Raw genomic sequence first — 8920 nt, 5'->3', positions numbered from 1 at the left:
CTCGTACAACAAGGGGGCAAGATGTCCGAATCGGACTTACAGACAAAGCGCGATCATCTGGAAGGCTGGAGCCTGCCGGCATGGACCTATGATGACCCCGAATTTGCCGCCGTCGAGGTGGAACGGGTCTTCCGGCCTTCCTGGCAGGTCGTTTGCCATGTAAGCGACGTCGCAAAAGCGGGCGACTGGCACAGCCTGGACTATATCGGCGAAAGCGTCATCGTTGTGCGCGGCGCTGACCTCGAACTGCGGGCCTTTACCAATGTATGCCGCCACCGGGGCAGCCGCCTTGTCGACGGGTCGGCCGGATGCGCGAAGAAACTCGTCTGCCCTTATCACGCCTGGACCTATGATCTCGACGGCCGCCTGACAGGCGTACCCGACAGCGCATCCTACCCGACACTCGGCAAGAGCAAGGCAGGCCTCGTGCCCGTCGATATGGAAATCTGGCGCGGATTTGTCTTTGTTCGCCTCGAAAGTGGCGGCCCCCGGGTGGCCGACATGATGGCACCTTATGAAAGCCAGATTGCACCCTACCGTTTTGAAGAACTCAAGGCGCTTGGCCGGGTCACCATGCGGCCACGTGACGTGAACTGGAAAAATGTCGGCGACAATTATTCCGATGGCCTGCATATTCCGGTCGCGCATCCGGGGCTGACACGGCTGTTCGGCAAAAGCTATGGTATAGAGGCCGAGCCACATGTCGACCGCATGTGGGGTGACCTCATCGACCGGCCATCGGCCAACTGGTCCGAACGCGCGTATCAAAACCTGCTGCCCCCAGTCCCCCATTTGCCCGCCGCCAACCAGAAACGCTGGCTTTATTTCAAACTATGGCCGTCGGTCGCCTTTGACATTTATCCCGACCAAGTGGATTTCATGCAATGGCTACCAACTGGCCCGAACAGCTGCGTGATCCGCGAAATCAGCTATGTCTTAAAAGACGACCGCCGCGAAATGCGCGCGGCCCGTTACCTCAATTGGCGGATTAACCGGCAAGTCAATGCCGAAGACACCGTCCTGATCACCCGCGTGCAGCAAGGCATGGCAAGCCAAAGCTTTTCCATGGGCCCACTGTCCGACAAGGAGGTGTGCTTGAAAAGCTTCTGCCGCCAAATCCGCCAGATCATTCCTGAGGCGCGCCTCGAACAGCGCCCACAAACGGGCTGGAGCAAAAAATGACCAAAAAATATGACGCCCTCATCATTGGCGCTGGCCATAATGGCCTCGTCTGCGCTTTTTATCTGGCGCGCGCTGGCCTGAAAGTCCGGATTGTCGAACGCCGCGATATTGTGGGCGGTGCTGCCGTAACTGAAGAATTCTACCCGGGATTCCGCAATTCGGTCGCGAGCTATACCGTCAGCTTGCTTCAACCAAAGGTCATTGCTGACATGAAGCTCGTCGACCATGGCTACCGAGTCATTGAACGGCCAATCTCCAATTTCCTGCCGCAAGAAGACGGCGGATATCTAAAACTTGGGGGCGGACTGGAGCGCACGCAGGCCGAATTTGCGCGCTTCTCCAAGCATGATGCTGCAGTGTTACCCGCTTATTATGAAATGCTCGAGGGCGTTGCCGATGTCCTGCGCGACCTTGCGCTGAAATCGCCGCCCAATGTTGGTGGCGGTATCAAGACGCTGATCGATGCGGCGATTCAGGGACGCGGATTGATGAAATTGAACCTGTCGCAGCAGCGCGATGTGCTTGAGCTGTTCACAAAATCGGCGCGCAGCTTCCTCGACAGCTGGTTCGAAAGCGAAGCGGTCAAGGCAGCGTTCGGCTTTGACGCTGTGGTCGGAAATTATGCCAGCCCCGACACGCCGGGCAGCGCTTATGTGTTGTTGCACCATGTCTTTGGCGAGGTGAACGGCAATAAGGGTGCGTGGGGTCACAGCGTTGGCGGCATGGGGACAATCACGCAGATCATGGCCAAGGTGTGCCGCGATCTCGGGGTCGAAATCAGCCTCGAAGCGCCGGTCGCACGGGTGCTTGTCGATGGCGAAAAGGTGGCTGGCGTCCGCTTGGAAAGCGGCGAGGAAATATTCGCAGAGCGCGTGATATCAAACGTTGGGCCAAAGCTACTTTATGAACGGATGTTCGACGACGCGGATTTGAAACCCGAATTCAAGCGGCGTGTTAAGGGCTTCAAGGCGGGCAGCGGCACATTCCGCATGAACGTCGCTTTGTCGGAACTGCCCAAATTCACCTGCTTGCCTGAGCCTGGCGAGCACCATCAGTCTGGCATCATCATCGCGCCAACGCTCGATTATATGGACCGTGCGTTCCTCGATGCCAAACGCGATGGCTGGTCGCAAAAGCCGATTGTGGAAATCCTCATTCCTTCCACGATAGACGATAGCCTGGCCCCAGCCGGACAACATGTCGCCAGCTTATTCTGCCAGCAATTTGCGCCAGTTTTGCTTGCCAACACAGATGGTTCGGAACGCGACTGGGATACCGAAGAGACCAAAGCCGCCGATGACATCATCAGCACCGTCGAGGCATATGCACCGGGCTTCCGCGCCTCCGTGTTAGGCCGTCAAATCCTCAGCCCCAAGGGACTTGAGCGCAAATTCGGCCTGGTTGGCGGAGACATCATGCATGGCAATATGAGCCTTGACCAATTATGGTCTGCACGTCCGATCCTGGGCCATGGTGCCTATCGTGGGCCACTAAAGGGCCTGTATATGTGCGGCGCAGGCAGCCATCCCGGCGGCGGCGTGACTGGCGCACCGGGGCATAATTGCGCGGCAGAAGTGATCGCGGACCAAAGCATCTTCAAACGCATATTTGCTTAAGGCTAACGAAAAAGCCGGACCTTTTCAGATCCGGCTTCTCCCCCCCTGTCGCCAACTTGTGGTCGCGACCAAGCCTTAGAATTTTGTCCCAAGTTTCAGACCGAAAATTTGCGGTTTGATTGGATATACGCGTGAATATGCACCGCATATTGTAGTCGAACACGCCGTATTCAGCCCTAATTGGCCTCTTTTGTCGAATGCGTTCTGAATGAACGCCTCAATCGTCCACTGCCCAAATTCTGTCCCGGCCGAGAAATCAAAGGTAGTAAATCCTCGCGTGCCGCCCACCGCCGCGAAATCTGCATCGGTCAGAAACGATCGTGTTCCGCCCTGATGATTGACAGAGCTTTGTAGGAAAGCATCATTGCTGCCCAGCGGAAATTCGTAACGCGCCGTCAAGCTTCCTTTAAACTTTGGCTGAACCGGCAAGCGCGTCCCCTTTGGCGCGGCGGGCGCTACGCCGACAGTACAGACGATATTTCCCGTGGCATCCACCTGACAGAAATCCGTTGTCAGTTTAGCATCGATATACGTACCCGAACCGGACAAGGTAAGGTTACCCAATGAGAGTGCAAAGTCACCCTCTGCACCATAAATTCGTGCGTCACCCGCATTATATGTGTTGGTGACGCCGTTGTTGCCAACCGGCACCAGTCCGAACTGCAGGTCTTTCCATTCTTCATAAAAAACCGCGCCGTTCAAACGCAGCTTGCGATCAAGCCAACTCGTTTTCCAACCAATCTCGTAATTGGTCAGCGTATCCGATTTGAACGGCAAAATTCCCGGACGGCGGTTGTTCCCGCCGGGACGGAAGCCAGTCGAATAGGTTGCGTAGATCATCTTTTCAGGAGTCACCTCCCAGCTTAGATTGACCTTATGTGTTTCTCCGGTTTCCTTATATTTTTTGTCGACATTGTCGCAGGGCCGGTTGGTGGCCGACGTCGGCAAACAATTGGCCGCGAGCGCGTTTCTATTAAACCCTGAAAATCCGAAAAGTGAGCTTTTTGCTTCGAATCCACGAATACCAGCGGTCAGCTTCACGGTGTCGGTGATATCGAAAGTGCCCTCCGCAAATATTGCGAGGTCGCGATCTTTCCTGTCGATCCGTGTCAAAAACACCGTATCGCCATAGGGTGCACCAACCGGGACCAAATTCGAGTTGGGCGGCGTCGGAATTGTGCTGAGCCCGGCGATGTCATAATTTGCGGCGACATCGTCGGTTTGCCGTTGGAAAAATACACCAGTGGTCAACCGAAATCTCTTATCGGATGGTGACACAAAGCGCAGTTCATGAGTTTGTTTCGTATATTTATCCGCCGTAAAGACAAATTGCGATGGATCCAGAAAGCCACCGCTGCTGGTCGGAAAGTTGGTGTAATATGACCCGTATGTGTCATATGCGACGGAATAATATGAATAATCTGCCGCGCTATTGACCTTACGCTCGAAATAGCCGCCGGAATATACGAGATCCCAGTTCCCGACCTTTCCTTCAACCGTCAACGCCGCCTGAAACCAACGGTCCGTGTTTCGGGTTGGTTGAAAGTCGGTTACAGCGAGATCGCCTTTACGCGGATCGAACAGAAACGGTCCGCTTGTTTTTTGATCCTGGTAGATAATCGCTGGTGTGACCGTCCAGTTTTCGTTCAAGTCGACCTTAAGCGCCGCACGGCCGCCAAATGTCTCAACGTCGTTGAAATCATTCTCCACCAAAGCGGCGTTATTCACCGTGAGATTTGTCGTAGGATCGGAGTCGTCGAGCGTGAACGTTCGGCTGCCTGGAATATTGTCGATGTAACCACCGTCGCGGCGGTAAAAACCTACAACGCGAAGCGCAGCATTATCGGACAAAGGAAGGTTCAGAAAGCTTTCAAGGCTTCCACCAAACTCACCTTCTCCGAATTTATTGACCTGAAGATCGGCACCGCCCTCAAAACCGGCGGTTGATGGCTTGTTGGTGATCAACCGCAAAGTACCCGACAATGAACTCGCACCAAACAGCGTTCCTTGCGGTCCAGACAATGCCTCAATTCGGGCAATGTCGTACACATGCAAGTCAACCGACCCGGCAATGGTAGTTACGGGAATTTCGTCCAGATAAAGGCCCGTTGCCGGCGTTGGGCCAATGCGCAGGCCATCGCCACCGCTTGACACTCCGCGAAAATATATTTGTGATTGACCAGGACCGAAGGACTGGAAGCTGACGCTTGGTAAAAGTTTGGAAAAGTCATCCAGACTTGATACCTGTTGCTGGTCAAGCGTCTCTTCGCCAAGCGCCTGAATGCTCAACGGAACCTTTTGCAGGCTCTCTTCCCGCTTGGTCGCGGTGACGACGATTTCGCCTGGCAACGCCTCCTCAGCCGGCGCATCCTGAGCCACAGCAGGCATGGAAATGCAAAACGCCGTCGAGGTCAGCAACGCTGACCACATGATTTGGCTTGTCGTTTTTTTGTCCCCGTGGCGTATCATGGAATATTCCCCCTGCTAACTGAGGCGAATAGACTCATATTCTTGGCTACAGCGCAATATATCTTCGCCAAATGCAGCCATTTTGTATCATTTTGCAAACCTGTGTTGCTGCGATGCAACTATGTAACCGAAGGATAGGTTGCCCACAAATTTCCAAGCGCGTCCTTCAAAGGCCCCAAATGTGCCTCAAAGGGCTTCCATTGATCAACACCGTCGCGGTTAATCGGGCGGCGAACCTGTTCCGCGCTTGGGGTTTGAACAGCGCGTTCGTTTTGCCAGAATTGCAGACAATTCGCTTCGAACGGCAACTCAAGATAAGATAACAGGTCTTTTATCTCTTGTTCCGGATTGTCGAGCAGATCCTCATGTATGACGCGATGGACGCGGCCCGGAAGCACCTCGTCAACCTTCTGCATATAACGGACATAATTGAGGTAATATTGGCCAAGCTCGGTCAAATCGTAGGAAAAACTCTGGCCACGCGCAAAATGTTGTTTGAAGTTCGAAAAACAGCAATCGAGCGGATGACGCCGTGCGTCGATGATCTTGGCGTTGGGCAGGATGAGCTGGATCAGCGCGACATGCTGCCAATTATTGGGCATTTTGTCGATGAAATATGGCCTATCGGTTTTACGGTGAATCCTTGTGCGCGAAATATATTCCGCGCCGATGCGCTCCCTGTCGGCCTCGGTTAAGCCCTCCAGACCGCTGCATAAATCGCCGCCGCGTTCGCCCTCCGTTTGTCCGGCAACGCGCTGCGATATCATGCCGATGTCCGGCAATTCCTGTGTTCCTTCGACCATCGAATGGCTCGACAATATCTGTTCAAGCAACGTCGACCCTGCACGTGGCATGCCCAAAATAAAAATCGGGTCTGCGGCGGCATGACCGGATGAACGTGACGCGAAAAAATCCGGGGTCATTTGCGCTGAACGTCTGGCAATCATGGCGCTATGATTGGCCGCATCATAATCAAGCAGTGTCCGGCGCAACCGGTTACCATCATCATAATGACAAAAGGATTTTTCCCATAAGTTGCGTTCCTCAAACGCCTTACCCAGCGCGAAATCGAGATGAAAACGGTCCTCCACAGCGATATCGTCACGTTCCAATTGTGCCTGCATCACAATCAACTCATCGTCCGAAAAACGAACGGTCTTCAAATTGGCAAGGCTCCAATAAGCTTCACCGAATGAAGGCTTTAGCTCGACCGCTTTCCTGTAGGCAGCAACGCTGTCGTCACGCCGCCCCACCGTTTTCAGAACATGCCCGTATGACAACCAAATCTTTTCTTGCGCTGGCCGGGATTTCAGCACGATTTCATACAGCGCAACGGCCTCTGCATAATCACCAATTCTGCCCGCAGCGGCGGCCTTCAGATTTGCAGCACCCAAATCCTCGGGGCTCATTTCCAATAACTTATCCAGTTCGGCGATGGCATCTTCAGGCCGTCCCTGCCGATAAAGCACCAAAGCAAGATTTGACCGGACTGGTAAAAAAGCAGGGGCCAATTCGAGCGCACGGCGCAGCAAATTTTCGGCGTCCGGGTATCTCCCAATCCGGCCCGCCAGTTCGGCAAGCATCCGAATCGCTGCGACATCGAAAGGGTCGCGTTTAAGATGTGCCTTCAACAATGGTTCAGCATCGTGCAGCCGGTTTTCATATAATGCCAGCGCCGCCGACATGAGTTGCGGATCGCGCAAAGCGGCATCGATCGATTGTCTGGCAGGGTCAGTCTTCATGAAATGCCCGGTGTATGCAAATCCGCCTCAACGTCAATGTCCCACAAGATGGCTGCCGGCGCCTTTACCAGATGCGCACCGCGCAGCAGGTGGCGCGCGCCGCGGTCTCCGTGTGCCAAGAGCAAATCTGGCCACATCGACCTCGGAAACAAAGCAGGTGGCATTGGTGTGTTGCCATCGGTTGATGCACAAAGGACGGTATTTCCGGTTATTGCGTCAAGATGCGCGCGCGTGATGAAGGGCATGTCTGCAAGCAAAACAAGTAAAGCCGTTGCTTTGGTTAGCTCAGCCGCCTGAACGGCCAGATGCAGAGAACGCGCCTGCCCTTGATCGGGATCGGAATTGATAATTACATCAAAGCCAGCCGACACATAATGTTCGGCAATGGGTGCGTCTGCGGCACAAATCGCAAATCGCCAGCCAAAATTCATGTCAGCGATGCTTCGCGCAATGTGCAATCCAACAGGCAAGCCGTTTAAGGGTGCCATGAGCTTGTCGGAGCCAAAGCGTCTGGCTCGGCCAGCAGCCAAAATGGCAACCGCAATGTCAGCGCATTCCGACATTGAACGCCCGCACCATTCCACCTGCAATCGACAGCGCAATTTCGGGTGCGCTAATCGCGTTGATTGCAACACCCGCTGGCCCTTCTATCCGCGCGCCGTCCTCTGGCCTGACTCCGGCTGCCAACAGCCGCTCCAGACGGGCCTGATGCGACCGAACCGAGCCTAAGGCAGCCACATAGGCCGCTGGGCTTTCCAGCGCGTATATAAGCGCTGGATCATCGATCTTGGGATCGTGGCTCAACGTCACAACCGCACATCGGCTGTCGGGCGCAAAGGCCTTTACGGCTTCATCCGGCCAGCGGTCGTCGAGACGAACACCGGGGAAACGGTCAGCTGTCAAAAACCGGCCGCGCGGGTCGCATAAGGTAACTTCGATGCCTTGTGACACCGCAATCGCCGCAAGCGCAGACGCGATTTCAACCGCGCCGATAATCAACAACCTGCGCGGCGGGTAATAGACATTCACAAATCCCTTGGCTTGCGGGTCGTCGGATAATGCGCTCTGCCCGGTGGTCAGGTCAGTCACGACCGATAAGGTTTCGCCATGCCCGCGCGCCGTAACGATGGCGTCGAACAGACTTGGCGGGAAACCGTGCACCGACACCGGCTGCACCAGCACCTGAATATCGCCGCCGCAAGGTAGCCCCACTTCCCATGCAGCATTGTCAGCAACGCCATAGCTGCGAACAACTGCGGGCGCACCAGATAACACCATCTGCGCGCGCTCCAGAACATCAGCTTCAACACAGCCGCCCGAGACAGACCCCACGAACCGCCCATCGGCATGAACCAGCATATGCGTGCCCGTCGGACAGGGCGCTGATTTCCATGTTTCGACGACCGTTGCAATCGCCATAGGCGCGCCAGCCCAATCGATTGCTGCGGCAAGGATACGATCATGGTTGGCACTGCCCGTTTGCATGGCTACCCGCTAGCAAAGAGACAGAAGCGTTGCTATATGAAACGCAACTTTGGGTGGGAGCTTAGACGCATGGCAATTCAGACATCAATCAATGGCAAGAAGGTGGCGCTGTCCGCAGAACCGGATACGCCGTTGCTTTGGGCTATTCGCGAAGAGCTTGGCCTGACCGGCACAAAGTTCGGTTGCGGGATCGCTGCTTGCGGCGCGTGCACGGTCCATGTCGATGGCGAACCTGCTCGTTCATGCAGCATCCCGGTCAGCGAAGTAGCCGGAAAATCCATCACCACGATTGAAGGTTTGAAGGCCGCAGACGGCACGCTGCATGCTGTGCAACGGGCTTGGATTTCCGCTCAGGTGCCGCAATGCGGATATTGCCAGTCCGGTCAAATCATGGCGGCTGTCGCGCTCATCGAGAAAACTGGTAGC

The 8920-nt window shown here is 55.1% G+C and carries 7 protein-coding genes; 3 read left to right on the top strand and 4 right to left on the bottom strand.

Annotation, left to right across the window (positions count from 1 at the left end):
* Nucleotides 1-21 precede the first annotated feature (21 nt).
* Nucleotides 22-1182 carry an aromatic ring-hydroxylating oxygenase subunit alpha gene (locus ACLL9E_RS01625; protein WP_411290000.1) on the top strand — a complete coding sequence of 387 codons (1161 nt, stop codon included), beginning with the start codon at nucleotides 22-24 and terminating at the stop codon, nucleotides 1180-1182.
* Nucleotides 1179-2798, top strand: coding sequence for a phytoene desaturase family protein (locus ACLL9E_RS01620; RefSeq protein ID WP_411289999.1), 1620 nt, complete (start codon nucleotides 1179-1181; stop codon nucleotides 2796-2798). Before ACLL9E_RS01625 ends, ACLL9E_RS01620 begins: the two co-directional genes overlap by 4 nt.
* 75 nt (nucleotides 2799-2873) lie before the next feature.
* Here the strand turns inward: ACLL9E_RS01620 and ACLL9E_RS01615 are convergent, their stop codons facing one another.
* From ACLL9E_RS01615 to ACLL9E_RS01600, 4 genes are all read right to left on the bottom strand, one after another.
* Entirely contained in the window at nucleotides 2874-5267 is a 2394-nt protein-coding gene (locus ACLL9E_RS01615; RefSeq protein WP_411289998.1) for a TonB-dependent receptor, read from the bottom strand.
* Between the two features lie 119 nt (nucleotides 5268-5386).
* Nucleotides 5387-7009 carry a sulfotransferase gene (locus ACLL9E_RS01610; protein WP_411289997.1) on the bottom strand — a complete coding sequence of 541 codons (1623 nt, stop codon included), beginning with the start codon at nucleotides 7007-7009 and terminating at the stop codon, nucleotides 5387-5389.
* Nucleotides 7006-7572 (bottom strand): NTP transferase domain-containing protein, encoded by a 567-nt coding sequence (locus ACLL9E_RS01605; RefSeq protein WP_411289996.1) that lies wholly within the window; start codon nucleotides 7570-7572, stop codon nucleotides 7006-7008. The genes ACLL9E_RS01610 and ACLL9E_RS01605 overlap by 4 nt, the downstream gene beginning before the upstream one ends.
* Nucleotides 7556-8494 (bottom strand): XdhC family protein, encoded by a 939-nt coding sequence (locus tag ACLL9E_RS01600; RefSeq protein ID WP_411289995.1) that lies wholly within the window; start codon nucleotides 8492-8494, stop codon nucleotides 7556-7558. The genes ACLL9E_RS01605 and ACLL9E_RS01600 overlap by 17 nt, the downstream gene beginning before the upstream one ends.
* A 69-nt stretch (nucleotides 8495-8563) precedes the next feature.
* Between ACLL9E_RS01600 and ACLL9E_RS01595 the strand changes: the two genes are divergently transcribed.
* On the top strand, nucleotides 8564-8920 hold a 357-nt coding region (locus ACLL9E_RS01595; RefSeq protein ID WP_411289994.1), incomplete at its 3' end, for a (2Fe-2S)-binding protein.

Source organism: Sphingorhabdus sp. (genome assembly GCF_046596595.1).
Lineage (GTDB): Bacteria > Pseudomonadota > Alphaproteobacteria > Sphingomonadales > Sphingomonadaceae > Sphingorhabdus_B.
This window is presented reverse-complemented; position numbering and strand designations above follow the sequence as displayed.